Origin of the sequence: Vibrio sp. 1562 (assembly GCF_033340155.1) — a bacterium.
Classification (GTDB): Bacteria; Pseudomonadota; Gammaproteobacteria; order Enterobacterales; family Vibrionaceae; genus Vibrio; species Vibrio alginolyticus.
This window is the reverse complement of the sequence record NZ_JAWOVY010000436.1, coordinates 1-650: the sequence shown is the minus strand read 5'-3', so window position 1 is coordinate 650 and position 650 is coordinate 1. Positions and strand designations below refer to the sequence as shown.

Sequence of the window (650 nt, the reverse complement as noted above, 5' to 3'; positions counted from 1 at the left end):
GACCTTGTTATCCGCAAGCCACCACGTCATTACCTGTAAGTTCTTAATCGGAATCTCGATGGTTTCACTAAAATTCGATGGAGAAAACTGCATGCCGTTGTATTTAATAGTGTATTCATCATCCGGTTTCGAGTATTCCGGATTGTAGTTTCTCAGATAAAGACGCAAGTCATGGCTTGGGGTTTGCCCATTGCCCGCCTCTTCATAATGAAGCTTTAATCGGATGGTATGGTAATTAGAAAGATCGATGCCATACGTTGGCTTCGCTACATCGGTATAAACCGAGATACCGCAATACGGCCAAGCATAACTGCTTTTTTTCAGCTCACAATTGAGTACCAAGCTTTGCGCATCATAGGTGATATCGGCCGAGCTTAGCCCACCTTCACTCGCATCTTTTGTCGCATAAATATTGAATTGTTCAGGTGTAATGACGAGCTTACGCGTGTCACCTAACACACTGTACAGAGCAACTAAACTGATCGTACAAATCGAAAGAGCGAAGATTAATTTGTGTATCCACTTCATAGGCAAGTGACCTGCTTAACTTATATACAACACAGTGTACTCAATGATATTTCGAACTTCAAATAAAGTCATTTATCAAGAAACAAAATTACTTTTGGCTTGAGTTCTTATTTCCGATACAT

At 40.6% G+C, this 650-nt stretch carries 1 pseudogene; it reads right to left on the bottom strand.

Annotated elements, in window-relative coordinates:
* Positions 1 to 528 (bottom strand): annotated as a pseudogene (locus tag R7Z49_RS25645) (GGDEF domain-containing protein); the annotation flags it as partial.
* Positions 529 to 650 lie beyond the last annotated feature (122 nt).